Annotated in this window: 13 protein-coding genes; 7 read left to right on the top strand and 6 right to left on the bottom strand. The window is 45.4% G+C overall.

Annotated elements, in window-relative coordinates; all coding sequences use genetic code 11:
• Position 1: 1 nt before the first annotated feature.
• Together NLX82_RS23315 and NLX82_RS23310 are read right to left on the bottom strand one after the other, a co-directional pair.
• Complete coding sequence (locus NLX82_RS23315; protein WP_023986552.1) at positions 2 to 2,284, bottom strand: glycoside hydrolase family 65 protein; 2,283 nt, start codon at positions 2,282 to 2,284, stop codon at positions 2 to 4.
• Positions 2,285 to 2,438: 154 nt separating this feature from the next.
• Positions 2,439 to 3,446 carry a LacI family DNA-binding transcriptional regulator gene (locus NLX82_RS23310; RefSeq protein WP_069079638.1) on the bottom strand — a complete coding sequence of 336 codons (1,008 nt, stop codon included), beginning with the start codon at positions 3,444 to 3,446 and terminating at the stop codon, positions 2,439 to 2,441.
• A 242-nt stretch (positions 3,447 to 3,688) separates the two neighbouring features.
• Between NLX82_RS23310 and NLX82_RS23305 the strand changes: the two genes are divergently transcribed.
• Together NLX82_RS23305 and NLX82_RS23300 are read left to right on the top strand one after the other, a co-directional pair.
• Positions 3,689 to 5,353 (top strand): PTS transporter subunit IIBC, encoded by a 1,665-nt coding sequence (locus NLX82_RS23305; protein ID WP_076159890.1) that lies wholly within the window; start codon positions 3,689 to 3,691, stop codon positions 5,351 to 5,353.
• 5 nt (positions 5,354 to 5,358) lie between these two features.
• A complete protein-coding gene (locus tag NLX82_RS23300) occupies positions 5,359 to 6,180 on the top strand; it encodes an endonuclease/exonuclease/phosphatase family protein (RefSeq protein ID WP_028541917.1) in 822 nt (273 codons plus the stop codon).
• A gap of 23 nt (positions 6,181 to 6,203) precedes the next feature.
• On the opposite strand, the gene NLX82_RS23295 is transcribed toward NLX82_RS23300, so the two are convergent.
• On the bottom strand, positions 6,204 to 7,403 hold the full coding sequence (locus NLX82_RS23295; protein WP_279835009.1) for an MFS transporter: 1,200 nt from the start codon (positions 7,401 to 7,403) through the stop codon (positions 6,204 to 6,206).
• A 203-nt stretch (positions 7,404 to 7,606) separates the two neighbouring features.
• Entirely contained in the window at positions 7,607 to 8,104 is a 498-nt protein-coding gene (locus NLX82_RS23290; protein ID WP_023986557.1) for a DinB family protein, read from the bottom strand.
• Between the two features lie 319 nt (positions 8,105 to 8,423).
• On the opposite strand from NLX82_RS23290, the gene NLX82_RS23285 reads away from it, so the two are divergent.
• Complete coding sequence (locus NLX82_RS23285; protein ID WP_028541919.1) at positions 8,424 to 8,927, top strand: MarR family transcriptional regulator; 504 nt, start codon at positions 8,424 to 8,426, stop codon at positions 8,925 to 8,927.
• A 203-nt stretch (positions 8,928 to 9,130) separates the two neighbouring features.
• Here NLX82_RS23285 and NLX82_RS23280 read toward each other — a convergent pair whose 3' ends face one another.
• Both NLX82_RS23280 and NLX82_RS23275 read right to left on the bottom strand, forming a co-directional pair.
• Positions 9,131 to 10,060: a response regulator gene (locus NLX82_RS23280; RefSeq protein WP_023986559.1), complete on the bottom strand. Its 930-nt coding sequence runs from the start codon at positions 10,058 to 10,060 to the stop codon at positions 9,131 to 9,133.
• 5 nt (positions 10,061 to 10,065) lie between these two features.
• Positions 10,066 to 11,370 (bottom strand): sensor histidine kinase, encoded by a 1,305-nt coding sequence (locus tag NLX82_RS23275; protein ID WP_076159906.1) that lies wholly within the window; start codon positions 11,368 to 11,370, stop codon positions 10,066 to 10,068.
• Between the two features lie 211 nt (positions 11,371 to 11,581).
• On the opposite strand from NLX82_RS23275, the gene NLX82_RS23270 reads away from it, so the two are divergent.
• From NLX82_RS23270 to NLX82_RS23250, 4 genes are all read left to right on the top strand, one after another.
• On the top strand, positions 11,582 to 12,835 hold the full coding sequence (locus NLX82_RS23270) for a cation:dicarboxylate symporter family transporter (RefSeq protein ID WP_023986561.1): 1,254 nt from the start codon (positions 11,582 to 11,584) through the stop codon (positions 12,833 to 12,835).
• 257 nt (positions 12,836 to 13,092) lie between these two features.
• Positions 13,093 to 14,604, top strand: coding sequence for a methyl-accepting chemotaxis protein (locus tag NLX82_RS27660; RefSeq protein ID WP_302055945.1), 1,512 nt, complete (start codon positions 13,093 to 13,095; stop codon positions 14,602 to 14,604).
• A gap of 130 nt (positions 14,605 to 14,734) precedes the next feature.
• On the top strand, positions 14,735 to 15,097 hold the full coding sequence (locus tag NLX82_RS23255; protein ID WP_028541923.1) for a DUF1304 domain-containing protein: 363 nt from the start codon (positions 14,735 to 14,737) through the stop codon (positions 15,095 to 15,097).
• A gap of 156 nt (positions 15,098 to 15,253) precedes the next feature.
• Positions 15,254 to 16,873, top strand: coding sequence for an ABC transporter substrate-binding protein (locus NLX82_RS23250; protein ID WP_028541924.1), 1,620 nt, complete (start codon positions 15,254 to 15,256; stop codon positions 16,871 to 16,873).
• The last annotated feature ends 69 nt before the right edge of the window (positions 16,874 to 16,942 follow it).

The raw sequence follows: 16,942 nt of genomic DNA, 5'->3' as shown, positions 1-16,942 counted from the left end.
TTTATGAAACGCTGTTCGTCATTAACGACTGCCCACTGGTAATGTGCGTTGGCTCTCCATACAGCTCCAGCGTCAGCGGTTCTCCGTCCAACAGGGTAATGATCACTTCATTTTCTTGTACGAGAATACTTAACAAGCGACCGCGATAGTTGATTTTAAACGTATATTTGTTCCAGCCCTGTGGCAGGAAGGGGGAGAAGCTTAATGTTTCACGATACGTTCTCATCCCGGCAAAACCCTGTACAATCGCCAGCCAGCTTCCCGTCATGGAAGTGATATGAAGTCCGTCTTCGGTATCGTTATTGTAGTTATCCAGATCCAGACGGGCCGTCCGCTTATACATCTCGACTGCCTTTTCCTCCATTTTGAGTTCGGCAGCCAGCACGGCGTGAATGGACGGGGACAGACTGGATTCATGAACAGTCATTGGCTCGTAAAATGCAAAATTGCGCGCTTTTTCTTCCAGCGTGAACTGGTCTCCAAAGAAATACAGCCCTTGTAGCACATCTGCCTGCTTAATGAAGCAGGAACGAAGGATTTTATCCCATGACCATTTCTGATTTAGTGGAAGGTTGCTGGGATCAAGGGAGGATACAGGCTGCAAATCCTTATCCATAAAGGTATCGTGCTGTACGAAGACTTCCCGCTCCTCATCATAGGGATAATACATGTGAGTGATGATATCCTGCCAATGTGCAAGCTCATCAGCCGTAACTGCTAGATGCTCCGATTTTTCTGCTGAAATTTGAGGTAAGACCGATAATGTATATTTTAGAACCCATGCAGCCAGCGTGTTGGTATACCAGTTGTTATTGACGTTATTTTCGTATTCGTTCGGCCCGGTAACCCCGTGGATCATATACTGCTGCTGGCTTTTGGAAAAGTGAACCCGGTCGGCCCAGAAGCGGCTAATTTCGACCAGTACATCTATTCCATATTCCCGTAAATAGCTCAGGTCGCCCGTATAGTTGGTGTAGTTGTAAATGGCATACGCGATGGCTCCATTACGGTGAATCTCCTCGAAGGTAATCTCCCATTCGTTATGGCACTCCACACCTGTAAAAGTGACCATAGGGTATAGTGCACCCCGTAGCCCTTGCTGGGCTGCGTTATGCTTGGCACCCTCAAGTTGTTGGTAGCGGTACAGCAGCAGATTTCGGGTTACATCCGGGTCTGCGAGCGCCAGGTACATAGGTACGGCATATGCTTCTGTGTCCCAATAGGTGGCACCGCCATATTTTTCACCTGTAAAGCCTTTGGGACCAATGTTCAGACGGGCATCTTCGCCGTAGTACGTAGAGAACAGCTGAAAAATGTTAAAGCGTATTCCCTGCTGGGCCTCTGTATCTCCCTCGATTTCTACATCGGCTTTGTCCCAACGTCTGGCCCAAGCTGCGACATGCTCCTGCTTGAGCGAAGTGTAGCCTTTGTTCACAGCCTCCACGGCGATGCGTTCAGCTTGTGGAATCAGTGCATCCTTTTCCATATCACGTGAGGTGGTAACCGCCACAATCTTTTGCAGCTGGATACTGTCGCCCGGAGCGACGCTGTATTGATAGTGGCGTGCAGCATACAAAAAGCTCTCTTCCGTCGTCTGCTGATCCTGTCCCTCGGTCACAATACCCATGGTAGCGTTTACGGTAAAGCGCGGAATACCGAAGGGATTATCTATAGTTGTTGTGGACAGGCTGATGAATTGTTCTTGAACCTCTCGGGCCTCCTCCAACCAAAAAACCTCATCATAGTTCGTGTCTTCATTCTTCGTATTGCCGTCCAGATAGGGGACAAGCTCTATGGTTAGAGGCTGCTCGCTTATATTCGTAGCTTGGTAATCAATCAGGCATAGCTCACGAGTGGTGAGGCTCAGAAAACGCTCCGTAGTGATACGGACCTGATCGTTCACGGTGCAGGTGCGTCGCAGGATGCCCTGTTTCATGTCCAACTCCTGCACAAAATCGCTGATGTGTGCCGTAAATAAGTCTACTTCTTCTTGGTTTACGATCAGACTGATGCCGATGAAGTTCATGGCATTGATGACCTTGCCAAAATATTCAGGATAGCCGTTTTTCCACCAGCCGACCTTTGTTTTGTCGGGGAACCATACACCGGAGATATAAGTTCCCTGATGATGATCACCTGAATAAGCTTCTTCAAAATTGCCGCGCATGCCCATATAACCGTTGCCTATGGACGTTATGCTTTCCTGTAATCGCATGTGTGTGCTATGTAGAGTGTGTGTTGTCAGCTTCCAGCTATCTACGTCAAATAATCGGTTGTAAACCATGATTGTGTACCCCTCTCGGAAAATGAGATCGTTGTTTTAACGAAACCAGTATATGAGCGAGTTCAGTATATAGTGCAACCGTTTGCCCTGTCAACGCAAAAAAACTGATTTTATGGGTTTCCACAAAATCAGTTCTTGTTCATTCCTCAGAGAATCATAGTACCTGGCTGGACTCGCGTTCCACAATTCGGTGGGGAACAATGATGTGTTTGGTCAACTCTTTGGGGTCTTCGATTTTTTCAATCAGGCTTTTGGCTGCCTGATAACCTAGAGTGAAGATATCAATATCCACGGAAGTGAGAGGGGGATTCATCAGCTCAGCCAGCATTAGATTATTGAAGCTCACCATGGATAACTGCTCTGGCATGGACACGCCGAGCTGAGAGAGCATTTTCTGTACTGCCATGGCTACAAGGTCGTCGCTAACGATCATCGCGGTAGGCGGCGGGGTAGCCTGCAATAATGTGTGCATGTCCTCTAGATTAAATGGCTCCCTGACCACGTATTCCTTGGGTAGAGGCAAGCCCGCCTCTCGCAGCGCATCCTGGTAGCCTCGGAGTCTTTCAATATTCACGATCTGTTCATGATCACCGCCAACATAAGCAATGCGCTGATGATTCAGCCCAGTCAAATAAGTGACCACATCCTTAGCAGCCTGGTAGTTATCGTTGTCTACATGGGTAGTTTCACTGACAAATTGCTGAGGCTTACCGATTACGGTGTAAGGTATTTTTTCTTGATGAAGATACTCCACGATGCTATCTTTTTGCTTGGAGTACAGAACAATATAGCCGTCAACACGTCCGGTCCGGCTCATCAGCCTCACGCGGGATAGCAATTCATCACTCGTTTTTCCTGTGACAATGGACAGTGTATAGTTGTGCTCATTCACCCATTCGCTGATCCCGCGAAGGCTTTCCGGAAAGAAGGGATTTTGAAAGATTGCCACATCCGATTCAGGCATAATAATGCCAATCGACTGTGTGACACGGTTAGCTAGACTCTGAGCTGAATAGTTGGGTTCATAGCCAAGCGCCTTCATTTCTTTACGGACACGTGCCTTGGTGGCTTCGCTGATTTTGGGGCTGTCTTGAATGACACGGGATACGGTGGAAGTAGCAACATTAGCACGTTTTGCGACATCTTTGATGGTTACTGCCATCGTCTTCGTCTCCTTTTGCTATCTCAAGCAGGAAATATTATGTTCTATCATACGATATTGCTCGAAAATCAACAAATTCGCGGCTTTTTCGAGTTTTTACATCATCATTAACCAAGATATTTACAATTAGGGTATTGCCAATAGAAAGCGATATCATTATAATAATTGTGCAACCGATTGCATAATGTTTATAGGGTACGAACAACGCTGTACATACTATAAGGGATGGAGATTGAAGGAGCATGAAAAAACTTCTATCATTTGATTTTTGGCAAAAGCTCGGGAAAGCACTGCTAGTGGTTGTTGCTGTCATGCCGGCAGCAGGGATTATGATTTCGCTCGGTAAAGTAGTGGCGATGTTGGCTGGCGATATCCATTTCTGGTTGACTGTCGGCGGGGTCATGGAGAATTTGGGTTGGGGTATTATCAATAATTTACACATTCTATTTGCAGTGGCGATTGGTGGTTCCTGGGCTAAGGAACGGGCGGGCGGGGCTTTTGCTGCCTTAATTGCCTTTATTCTCATTAATATTTCAACAGGAACGATTTTGGGTGTGTCCTCGAAAATGCTAACCCAGGAAGGTGCCACCACCCACACTCTTTTTGGTGCATCCATTCCGGTTAGTGGCTATTTTACCTCTGTCTTAGGGGCGCCTGCACTTAATATGGGTGTGTTTGTCGGTATCATCTCCGGATTTGTCGGGGCCGTGGTATTTAACAAGTACTACAATTACCGTAAGCTGCCAGACGCTTTAGCCTTTTTTAACGGTAAACGTTTTGTTCCTTTTGTCGTGATTTTATGGTCTGTCATCGTAAGTTTGATCATGTCTGCCATCTGGCCATTTGTTCAGGGGGGGATTAATCAGTTCGGTATTTGGTTGGCGACTTCGGGAGAGTCGGCTCCTTTTGTAGCGCCATTTGTCTATGGTACACTGGAAAGACTACTGATTCCTTTTGGACTTCACCATATGCTGACTGTTCCTATTAACTATACTCAACTTGGTGGCGTTTACACGACACTTACGGGTTCCGGGGCAGGAAGCGTCGTTGCCGGGCAAGACCCGCTGTGGCTGGCTTGGGCAAGTGACCTGAGTGCGCTTCGTGGTACCGATCCGACAGCCTACAATAGCTTGTTGGAAGGCGTGACGCCTGCCCGCTTCAAGGTAGGACAAATGATCGGTGGAGCAGGAATCCTTATGGGACTAGCGGTGGCTATGTATCGCCGTGTAGACAAAGATAAACGCAGCAAGTACAAGTCGATGATCTTTTCGGCAGCCGCAGCTGTCTTTTTAACAGGGGTAACGGAGCCACTGGAATTCATGTTTATGTTCGTAGCACCTGTGCTGTATGTGGTTTATGCTATTCTTACCGGTATTGCGTTCGGAATGGCCGACATCATACATTTGCGTTTACATTCGTTTGGTATGATTGAACTGCTGACCCGATTACCGTTGTCTATAAATGCGGGTTTGGTGCAGGATATTATTAACTTCGTGCTGACTTGTGTGGTGTTTGCGGTAGCAACCTACTTTATCGCTTATTTTATGATCGGTAAATTCAAAATGGCTACGCCGGGAAGACTGGGGAACTATACGGATGAGGAGCCTCAGGGCACTTCCGAGGTGGGGAATACGAAGACAGATGGTGTGGCAGCTGTTTCCACTCAAAATCAACTGGCTACGGATATCATCAAGACGCTTGGGGGTGAGCAGAACATTGTCGAGGTGGACGCTTGCATGACCCGTCTGCGTGTGACGGTGAAGGATACAGATGCCGTTGGGGACGAAAAGACGTGGAAAGCGCTGGGTGCCTTGGGCTTGATAAAAGTAGATAATGGGGTGCAGGCAGTTTACGGACCGAAGGCTGATGTGCTTAAATCAGATATACAAGACATACTCAACAGGTGATTACTTTGAAGTTGTTAACCTTAAATGCACATGCTTGGATGGAAGAAAACCAGCACGATAAGCTAAAGCAACTGGCTGCTTTTATTGATGAACAGCAGTTTGATGTCATTGCTTTGCAGGAAGTGAACCAGTCCATGGAAGAGACTCCTTTGTCGCCGGACGATTTGGGCGCTTACTATAGCGCAGATCCTGAAGTTGTCATTAAGCGTGATAACTATGCTTATGTGCTGAACGGGCTATTGTCCAACGCCTATCATTGGACGTGGGCTCCCGCGCATGTTGGTTTTGCCAAATACGACGAGGGTTTGGCGATTCTGTCCAAAACACCGATTACAGCTACGGTGAACGAATATGTTTCCTCGCTACAGGATTATGACAACTACCGCTCGCGTAAAATTGTCGGCATTCAAACTGTGGTGGACGGAGTACAGGCCTGGTTTGTAAGTGGACATTATAACTGGTGGAATGATGAAGAATCCTTCCGTGGACTATGGGATCGTACAACCAAAGTGCTAAATTCTTTTGCTCCGACTCCTGTGTTTATGATGGGTGATTTCAACAACGCGGCCGAAGTGCGTGGAGAAGGATATGACTATGTACTGCAATCCGGCTGGTCGGACACCTATCCGAATGCAGCAGTACGTGATGAAGGCCACACGGTGATTAAAGCTATTGCTGGCTGGGAAAGTAACGCGGAGCCGCTCCGCATTGACTTTATCTTCTCCAATAAGGCTGCACAGGTTCAATCCTCAACCGTTGTACTGAACGGGAAGACAGGACCAGTTGTATCGGATCATTTTGGGGTTGCAGTTGAGTTAGAGCTGTGATGAAAAGAAAGGAGGCCAGTTGCTTATGCAATTGGCCTTTTTCTTATAGATTTCGACTTGAATCGAATGACATATTGGATAACTATAGCGATCAACACCAAAATCAAATTGTAGTAAAAGGGAGTGTTGATGCTAAACCGTTCCATGAGTGCACCTGCGATGATCGGAGACACAATGGCCCCCAATTCGGACAAAGATACGACGTTGCCGATAAACGAGCTTCTATTTTCCTCAGGAATAACATCCCCTAGTTGCGAGTAAAAGGAATCTAGATAGCTGGCTCCTCCTATACCTCCGATGAACATCGCTAAGTATACGATCCACGGTTCTGTGAACCAAAGAAATAAGATGATTTCCACCATGATCAACAATAGACCGATGATACAAAGCATCAAGCGATCCTTAAGTAGATCAGATAATTTGCCAATAAAGGGTGCTGATATGAAGGTCGATATACCGATAATTGTAAAAGCTAAGCTAATTTCTGCGGGGCTCCAATGGAGCTTGTAGGTTGCATATATGGAGAAGTACGTTAAAAATATAGCGAAAGCACTCATTTCAAGAAAATGAACGGTAGAATAGACAAGTAACTGTTTCGTTAACATGGTTTTTTCTTTGGGTTTCAGAGGGAGCGAATGCTGTTCTTGTGGTTTTAAGGGAGAACTGAGGAAAGTCATTCTTGAAACGGCAACGAAGGATATACAGGAAAAAAAAGCAACGAAATAGAATGGAACGGATAAAGAAAAATAAGAAACAATAGCTCCACTCATAAGAGGCCCTAAAATCATACCGGCACCTTCACTGCTGCTGATATATCCATTGAGTGTGCCTCGATTCTCTGCGGTGCTCATATGGTTGATCGTGACTCTTACAAAGACGGTTAGCCCTATAGCTACCAAGCCTTGGAGGAGTCTCAGTATGGATAGAATGATGAAGCTTGTTGCAATCGGAAACAGGAGCATACAAGCGATTTCGGCAATGAGTAGGCTCAACCCCAAGCGTTTTGCGCCAATCTTTTCATAAATTCGTCCTGCCATGCCTCCACCAAGAAATCTTCCCACATAAAACAGAGAAAATAAAATACTCATGCCGAGTGTAGATATCCCGAATTGCTCTACATAAATAGCAAAGAGTGGAAGGATCATACTCCCACTCATGTTAGCAATAAGGCTGATCACGATCATACAGGCGATATTACGATTTAAATATAAGTGTCTCACCATAACCTCGAAACCTCTCTTTGATCTTGCATCATGGGAACCGTTATTCGGATTGCACCTGATTACGGATAAACGGCTTCAGGTCGAGTTAGCGGGTCCCCATATAGGGTACGCAAGCGAGTTCCTCGTGGTGCCTAAATCCCAATGCAATGATGGAGGTATGAAGCAGCGGATGGGGGAAATCTTGATTAGAGCGTGGTGTTGCCTTAAGCGGGAAAGCCGCCTCCTGGTGGTGGCCAAGCTCCATAAATCCGGCGTAGCAGTACGATTTCACCCAAATGATATGAATTGTGGGAAGCGATATTCCGCAGAAGTCCTGCTTTCGTTTCACCTGGGAAATGAGCTAGTGAATCATCCAGTTGCGCGGTTTCGGCAATCTGCACAGCCTGATCCACGCCCTGTAAAAATTCATTAATAACAGCCTGCCATGCCTCTTCGCTTTGCGGTCCAGTCTCTTCGGGCCAGCTTTCCATGACATTCCCCGGAAGCTGGGGCTTCCGTCCTTCCAAATGCTCCAACATAAATTGCTGCCAGTAAATCATATGCTTCAGCAGTTGGTAAATGCTGTAAGGCATTTCTGCATTTTTCTTCCCTGCCAGCTCGACGTCGATGTCTGGTAAAGCCCGAGCTACTCGAATATGTCCACGTTCCCCGACCAGTGATTTAACCAGTGCTTGACCGAATAATTGGTTTGCATCCGACATGTATCATCATCCCTTCTATGGAGAACTTGTTTCTAGCTTATTCTCATTTTACGATTATACAATTATATTTTTCAAAATGAAAATACCTACTTAGTTTGGAGTGAAACAGAAATAACTTTTAAAAAAGGGTTGATAATCATTCTCAATTTCACTAAAATAAAATTGTTTCAAGGGAAATAAAGTATCTACACTAGATATATTTTGTATATATACGGAAATGTTAAAGGGGAGCTTTCCGTATACATATATTGTTTTCTATGAAACAAAAATGGGCTATAATGAAAGGAGGAGTATGCCAAAGGAGTGACCATTTGTTCGTATGGAGAAAGCGACATCAGTTCAGCATGTTTATGATTTGCTCATTAAGATGAATCACCAGCTGGAGCAGCATCAGCAGAGAGAGAGCATGACTATTCTCGAAGAAATCCACGAGCATTTTGATGGAATTGCTTCGCTCAATCTGACGGATGTGCACGTCATTGACTGTATCGGGAGGCATGAGCCGATTAATGTTACGACATTAGCGGATCGAATTGAGCTGAGCAAGGGTACAGTTTCGAAAGTCAGCACCAAGCTGATCAAGGAAGGCTGGATTCGCAGAACCCAGCTTAACGACAACAAGAAAGAAATTTATTTTCGGTTAACCCCGTTGGGGAAAAGACTCTTTCTTGTGCATGAACGACTGCATGTTAAGGTACAGCAGCAGTTATTTGAATTTTTAAATCGTTATAGCTCGGAAGAACTGAATGTCTTGAAACGTCTGCTGTCCGATGGTGTAGATCTCTTGGAAGCTATGGAGTGGCAGGACAAGAGTCTGGACTAAAGGGATATCGAATCATCAACGATGGGCACCTGTTTTATCTCCGAGTAATAGATACATGGGGAGATGCAGGTGCTTTTCTTTTAATGTCAGCAGTTTGCATAATTCGATTCCCAACGCTCGAAGGTACAATATTTAGACGGACTAACCCGTTCCGATCTATATATTGCTGATTTGTGAATACTCTTGGGATTTATGCAAAATGCTTAGTGTAATAGCCGTTTTGCTTCCATATAGAGCACCTGTACGAACTTTTTCGTATTAATGCGGGCTTGGGACAGTGAAGGCTCCACATTGTTTTGCAGCTCCAGCATTTTTTTGCGGATTTCTGTAAAATCAAAAAATTTGGATGCATAATTTTCAAATTTAGGATGCGTATAGTCGGTCAATCCGAGCGATACTATATGGCTTAGCGTCTGGAAAATAGCGCGGCGGACACGTTGCTCCGATGCTTTGATTTCCTTACTCAGCTCTACTGCTGAGGCTGAAGCCCCCAACCGTTTGGACGCCACATTGGCAAATATATCCTTCAACGGCGGGAACAGATAGGGAGATAGATTGCCTGTTTCCTCCTCATACTGGTCCAGAAATTCCAGCATGTCCAGTAGATCCATACTCCCGGCTTCCCCGATCATCCCCATTTCAGAGAGCAGAAACTGCCCGGAAGTTACGATGTTTCGGGTCGGTTCAATTGTTGCCGTTGGGTTATTCGATGTGAACATCGACAACCCTTGAAGCGTGCGCTGGATATCCGTAATCGATTGCTGCATGCGCAGACGCTCAGCCACCTTATGAATAACTGCAATAATCTCCAGTCGATTCAAAGGCTTGGCCACATAATATTCAATACCGAGCGAGTACGCCTCGCCGATCATGTTTTTGGATTCGATGCGAGAAATCATAATGATTTTGCCGCTGAATTGATCGCCGAGTGCACGCACGGTCTGAATGCCGTCACGAAGCGGCATCAGCAGGTCAATCAGCAATACATCAATCCGGTTCAACTCCAGGAGGCCGCTATTCACGTAGGTACCATCCTCTGCTTCCCCGATGACTTCCCCTAGACCTTCGTCTTCAATAATATCTGCCAGCATAGAACGAATTCCCTGATCGTCATCCACAATATAAAAACGCATCCGGGCTATCTTCCTTTCTCCGTCAGTTTCCGTAAAGGCAATGTAATTCTAAAAGTGGTCTGTAATCTATCTGTATTCTCTTCTTCATCCTGTTGCAGTTCAATCGTTCCTTCAAGGCTCTCCGCGACCTCACGCACATAAAACAATCCCATACCGGTCGACGGCTGTCCTTCCTCATCATACTTGGTCGTATACCCCGGTGTGAAGACCGTTTCCCGTTTCCGCTGAGGAATACCCGGACCGTTGTCGGTAACACTAAAGGAAGCTATATCCTCTTTTCCCGGGAGACAACGAATGGAAACGTCGATCCTTCCGTTGTCCTTCATTGCTTCAACCGCATTGGCTGTCAGGTTATTAATAAGTGTCAAAACGGTATAAACATGCAGCTTGGGTAACAAAGGATCGACATCTAGGGTAAAACGAATAGACTTGTCCAGCGATTGCGCATATTTGCTGTTCGTTCGGATGATTAGCTCCCCAAGCTCTTGAGAAGCCATGTAATGGACTCCGCTTTCGGCATCAATCAGCTTGGACAAACCAGCAAAAATCCGCTGGCTGTCTTTTTTGATCTCGTGAACCTGTCCGGAAATACGAAGTGCCTGTCTGGCGTAATGTTCTCTATCCTTCAGAGATTCATCCTGCTGTAGCTCACGGTACAGCTCGTAGCTTTCACGAGTGATTTGTTCTGCATGTGATAGTGTTTTGCCTAACTGGACCGACTCCTCATACAAGTCCGATACAAGGAGTAAAATTCGCTCTGTCTGCTGCCTTTGTGCCTCTTCATGCTGAACCGATTGATTTAACCGAATCATATTATAAAACCCAAGCACGAAGAAGCTGCGGATCATAGCCATGAAAGCTACTTTGCTGATCTTAATGATGTCCCAGAAATCGCCGTCCATGCTCCACCGGACGCTAAGTTCCGACACACTTGCGGCAACCTCAATCCCTACAGAGAGGATGCCCACGCGGAGTGCGCGGTAAGGCTCAGCATTAATGTTAAGGACCTGGAAGAGCAGACCGTAGACCATGTAATAAAAAAAGGTAGGGCCATGTAGTGTCAACAACTCTTCGAAGGGAAGACCGGGCTGAGTGTAATGATTGAGTAAGATGCGAAAGGCCACTACAGCTATCCCTGCAAGCACTCCTGATAATGCAGGCGGAATATGACGAATAGATAACAGAAAGAAAAAAAATACAGGCGTACCAAAGCTGAGACGGAATGTATTAGCGAACGGGTGAATATTCAGCTCACCTGCGAGCGGTACAAATACAAGCATGAGCAGGAAAAGGAGCGTATTCAACTTCATCCATATTCACCTCCTGGGTATTCAATCAGAAAGGCAATGTGAGCTAAATTCACAGGCTCGCCGTTAAAGTTTGTGAATTTATAGAAAAAAATAAATGTGGCTGTAGATAATTGTCGTTTTTTATAGATCAGATTGTAGTATAAATAACATCATTTGAATATTAAGAACAGCATACTGCAAAAATATACAAATCAGCCAGGGGGGACACGAAGTGAAAAAGATTAATTTGACGATGCAAATCTTTATCGGTCTGGCTTTAGGTATTATTATTGGTGCCTTATTTTACGGCAATTCAGGGGTGGAAGTCTACTTAAAGCCAATCGGCGATATTTTCATCCGCTTGATCAAGATGATTGTCGTGCCTATTGTGATCTCGACGCTCATTATCGGCGTTGCCGGCGTGGGAGACATGAAAAAACTAGGTAAACTTGGCGGCAAGTCTATTCTGTACTTTGAGATTGTAACGACAATCGCCATCCTTTTCGGACTGCTTGTTGCCAACTTGGTTCGACCGGGTGACGGCGTGGATATGTCCCACCTGGCCAAGAGTGATATTCATTCCTATGTGGAGACTGCAGAGAAGTCAGGCCATAGCTTTATAGATACGATTGTGCATATTGTTCCTACCAATATTATTCAAGCTCTGGGCGAGGGAGATATGCTGGCTATTATATTCTTCTCCGTACTGTTTGGACTAGGGGTAGCGGCGATTGGTGACAAGGGCAAGCCCGTGCTGAATTTCTTTGAAGGCGTAGCCGACGCCATGTTCTGGGTAACCAATCAGGTCATGCGCCTGGCTCCGTTCGGAGTATTCGCACTTATTGGAACGACAGTGGCCAAGTTTGGATTGGCCTCGTTATGGCCATTATTGAAGCTTGTTTTGTCGGTGTACGGCTCCATGGCGCTGTTCATTGTGATTGTTTTTGGAATAATTGCCAAGCTTTGCGGTACCCGACTCTGGACCATGATTAAAATTTTGAAAAGTGAGCTGTTGCTTGCATATTCGACGGCCAGTTCGGAAAGTGTTCTGCCTAAGATCATGGAGAAGATGGAGAAGTTCGGATGTCCTAAAGGAATTACTTCCTTTGTCATTCCGATAGGGTATTCTTTTAATCTGGACGGTTCCACCCTGTATCAGGCACTGGCTGCGATTTTTATTGCCCAAATGTATGGTATTGACCTGCCAATCACGACACAAATCACGCTGGTGCTAGTTTTGATTATTTCATCCAAAGGTATTGCAGGGGTGCCGGGTGCTTCCTTTGTCGTTTTGCTTGCTACACTTGGAGCAGTGAATCTCCCGCTGGAAGGTTTGGCTTTTATCGCTGGTATTGATCGCATTCTGGATATGGCGCGTACGGTAGTCAATGTATTAGGCAACTCGCTTGCCGCTGTGGTCATGTCCAAATGGGAAGGCCAATATGATAAAGAAAAGGGCGAAGAATACGTTGCTTCAATTAAATAAGATGCGACGAACTGAATAGTTGACAGAAAGAGCACCTTTGTGAAGTATTGCGAAGGTGCTCTTTTCGTTTCCAGACTTATTAAGACCTTTCCTTTTTCGACATTTTTCGATGTTTTTTGTATGAATATATAGGTATATGGACATAAAAATGATTCTTATTACCTATGCAATTTTAGATTTATTTATAATGATTCTTAATAAAATTCCGATATTAAACTATATCGTTTTATATATTGGCTTAGAAGGGAAGAGCATATATGTTTTTTAAAAAAAATGAGACCGACTCACTTGCTCCTTTAGTAGAAGAAAGCCGCAAACTTTCACAAAGAATACAGCAGAAGGATTATTCCGCCGCAATACAAGTTTCAACCAAATCTTCCGAGGTTCAAGAAATCGCAAACAATGTCAACCAAGCGCTTGAGTCCATGAAAAAGGATGCTCAACATGTTGACATCCGTCTGAAGCTTGTTACCAAGGCTATAGAGATTGGCTTATGGGACATGGAGGTGGTTGCGGGTGATCCCGTCAATCCAAGTAATACGTTCACATGGTCAGAAGAATTTCGTGCTATGCTGGGGTATCAGAGCGAAAAGGACTTCCCCAATGTATTAAACAGCTGGGCATCCCGGTTGCACCCCGAAGATCATGACAGGTCATTGGCGGCTTTGTCAGATCATTTGCTGGATTTTACGGGAAAGACTCCTTATGACGTACAGTATCGTTTGAAGCTGAAGCATGGAGAATACCGCTGGTTCCGGGCTACCGGAACGACGATCCGCGATCAGCAGGGAGTGCCGCTTCGAATTGCGGGTGCTCTATTGGATGTGCACGACCAGAAGATTAAGTCCGAGGAGTTGCAGGCTCTAGTTACAAGATATGATCTCATCAATCGTGTTTTGGTGGAGGCTCCATATGATGTCATTCTGGCTGATGGAGACATTGAGAACCCGGATAATATATTTTGGTGGTCCCAGCAATTCCGCCACACCTTGGGCTTTAAGGATGAGCAGGACTTCCCGAGTGTACTAAGCAGTTGGAGTTCGCGTATACATCCTGACGATGCCGAGCATGCGTTTAAGGCTGTAGTTGATCATTTAAATGACTATTCAGATCGTACGCCATATGACATGGTGTGTCGCTTGCAAAGTAAAAATGGCGAATATCGCTGGTATCAAAACAGTGGAAGAAGCATACGCAATAGCAAGGGAGTGCCTATTCGTATTGCCGGGACCATTCGTGATATCACAGTGGAAAAGGAAAAGCAGGCTGTCGCGGATGAGCTTACGCTCAAAATCCAGCATCTCTCCGATTCCATTACGGAAATGGTGAACGGCGTTAACTCGGTTAGTAACCAGGCGCAGGAGCTGGCAACGGCTCAGGAGCAATCGACAGAGGCAGCGAATCAAGCCAAAGTCAGTGCAGAAGAAACCCAAAACATTTCCAACTTCATTAAAGAGATTGCGAATCAAACAAATCTGCTGGGTCTGAATGCTGCCATTGAAGCATCGCGTGCGGGCGAGCAGGGGCGGGGTTTTGCGGTAGTCGCAGATGAAGTGAGAAAACTTGCCATTCACAGTGCTGATGCGACCGGAAATATCGAGACTAGTCTGGACGAAATGAAGACACTCATCGAGCGGATTTTGCACAATATCGGTAACATGTCTACGCTGACACAAACACAAGCCGCGCTAACGCAGCAAGTGAATGCATCTACAGACGAGATCAACAGCATGTCCAAAGCTTTGTTGGATTTTGCGAGAACGATGTAAGGCTTCATGTAGAAAAGAGGCCGGGCCTTAGGCTCGGTCTCTTTACTGTTTTTGGAAGATGAACTATACTTTTCGAGAATAGATCTAAAAATCACCTCATAGTAACTTTATGTGGAAAAGAGGAATATACTTGAGCTTACTTAGTTCAATATTGGTCGGAATTGTAGCTCTGGAGCATGTGTACATTCTAATATTGGAAATGTTTCTGTGGACGACTCCGCGGGCGATGCGTACGTTCGGCACCTCGAAGGAGCTGGCGGAAGCAAGCAAATCCTTGGCTGCAAATCAGGGGCTGTACAACGGCTTTTTGGCAGCCGGATTGGTGTGGGGCTTGTTCTATCCGGATACTGTGATCGGGCGGGAAATCCAATTATTCTTTGTCATTTGTGTGGTAGTGGCTGCGTTGTATGGTGCATTAACTGCTAATAAGTCTATTTTATTAAAGCAAGGCCTGCCTGCCATCCTGGCACTGATCAGTTTGTGGATACTCTGAAGACACCCTTACCGGGTGTTTTTTTCTAGATTCGATCACATAATGTCTGGAATGCTAATGACAAGGGGAATAAACAGTTTTTGATCGATTGTAAATCCGACTATTCCGATTTATAATAAATTTATTACATACTAAGAGGACACGGGGGCTAGAGCGATGCGTCGTAATTTGACTGGTGTATTGGTATTAATTGTATTAATGTTGGTTGTAAGTGCATGCTCCGGCGGGAATTCTGGATCTACGTCTGAGACGAATGGGAATACGCCTGGTACAGCTACCACAACAGCTGATAACGGACAGCCTAAAGATGGCGGCAGCCTGATCATTGGCGTACAAGCTGATCCGGTGGTGCTGAATCCAAACTATGCGGGTGATCGGGTAAGTCTGACGATAGACCAGGCGATATTCGCACCATTGTTTCAAGTGAACAATGGCAAAAAGACATTTTATTTGGCAGACAGTCTGACTCCTTCAGCAGACAAGCTGACTTATACACTAAAACTGAAAAAAGATCTGACTTGGCATGATGGCGAGAAGCTGACAGCTGACGATGTCGTTTTCACCATTAACAAAATTTTGGACGAGAAGCAGCACAGCTTTTTGAGAAGTAATTTTATGGTTAATGGCAAACCGGTACAGGCGAGCAAGGTTGATGATACAACGGTCGATTTTAAGCTTCCTCAGCCAGCTCCTGCTTTTGAGGCAGCACTGGTACAGGTATCCCCGATTCCGAAGCACATTTTCGAGAATGAAGCGGATATTGAGAAAAGCACGAAAAACAACTCTCCGATTGGATCAGGTCCTTTCAAATTTAAAGAGTACAAAACTGGTGAGTACGTTACACTCGAACGGTTCGATAACTATGTTGGCGGCAAGCCGCATCTGGATTCAGTAACATACCGGATTGTTAAAGATTCGAATGCTGCGAATTTGGCCCTTCAAAATGGTGAGATCAATGTAAACTATCTCGATCCGCAAAATGTAGAGACCATTAAAGCAACAGATAAGTTTGACATTTTCCCTTACAGCGAAGGTCGCTTGGCTTATCTGATGTTTAATGAAAACAGTGATACGAAGCAGTTGAACAAAAAAGAAGTGCGTCAGGCGCTTTCTTATGCATTGAATCAGGATGAATTGATTCAAGTCTCCTATGGTTCCAAGGATTATGCAGATACTGCGAAATCTGCTCTGACACAGGATGTACTGTATCACACGAACGACGTTGCATTTTTCAATAATGATGTGAACAAGGCGAAGGAGCTGCTGAAATCGGCTGGAGCTGAAGGACTGAAGCTGCGCATTATCATTCCGGGCGGCAACAAGGTACAGGAAGCACAAGCGCTCTATATCCAGCAGAAGTTAAAGGACATAGGCGTTCAGCTGGACGTGAACAGCATGGATTCCTCAGCATGGTCACAAAAGTTCGTCGATACGAATGCCAAGGACTTCGATCTGGCGATCAGCGGCTATATCATGGGGTATGACCCTGACGCGTATCGTATTTTGTATAGCACCGGATCGTCCTCCAATTATTCGCATTATTCAAATAAAGAAGTGGATAAGCTGCTGGAAGAGGGCGCGGGTGAGTCGGATACGACTAAACGTGGAGAAATTTATAAAAAGGTACAGGAGCTGCTGGCTGAGGATGCTGTCATCTACCCGATTGCTTACACCAAGACTATTGTAGCCTTCGACAAGCAGTATGGCGGTATTGATCAGGCTGTGTTGAAGCCGGTCGTGATTTTCGAGGATTTGTCCAAAATTTATCACAAATAAGACAGGGTTTTCAAAAATAAGCTGGGCTAACCAGCTTATTTTTTTCGAAAACAGCAAGGGGAAGGGAAA

It is taken from the genome of Paenibacillus sp. A3M_27_13 (genome assembly GCF_024213315.1).
GTDB classification, from domain to species: Bacteria; Bacillota; Bacilli; order Paenibacillales; family Paenibacillaceae; genus Paenibacillus; species Paenibacillus polymyxa_B.
Note: the sequence above shows the minus strand (reverse complement) of the source record. Positions and strands in the feature narration are given on the sequence as shown.